This is a genomic window from Micromonospora sp. ATLC20, from assembly GCF_057196585.1.
In genome coordinates, this window is record NZ_JBXUOV010000419.1 from 1 (window position 1) to 558 (window position 558).

1 pseudogene is annotated in these 558 nt (G+C 81.9%); it reads left to right on the top strand.

The features are described 5' to 3' along the window. A pseudogene (locus AC2CHG_RS31720) lies at positions 1–558 on the top strand (helix-turn-helix transcriptional regulator); the annotation flags it as partial.

Here is a 558-nt window from a genome sequence, read left to right on the forward strand (position 1 = left end):
GTTCGGCCGGCTGGCCGCCGCCGTGGAGCTGAGCCTCGCCCGGCTCGGCGCCGACCACGAGGAGGTACGCCGGGCCGCCGACCGCCTGCTGGCCACCGGCCCGGCGCAGGAGTCCCCGGGGCCGGACGACGGAGCCGGCGATCCGCGCGCCGGGACGGCCGAGCGGGACGACGTGCGTGCGGTGGCCGGCGCCGCGCACGGGCTGGCCGCGCTGGCCGAGGGGGACCTGTCCACCGCCCGGGACCGGTTCGCCACGGCGCGGGAGGCGGCGCGGCGGGCCGGGCGGCCGCGTACCGAGCTGCTCTGCGTCAGCCGCTCGGCGCTGCTGGAGGCGGCCCGGGGCGCGCTGCGGGCCGCCGAGGAGCTGGCCCGGGAGGCGCTGTCGATGCCGCCGTGTCAGGGCTGGTCGTCGCGGTCCGACTGCGGCTACGCGTACCTGGCGCTGGCGATCGTGGACTGGCAGCGGGACCGGCCGGCGGAGGCCACGGCCCACCTGGCGCTCGCCGGACCGGCCGGCGCGGAGCCCGGCGGCGCGGCGCTCACCGCGCTCTGCCGGGC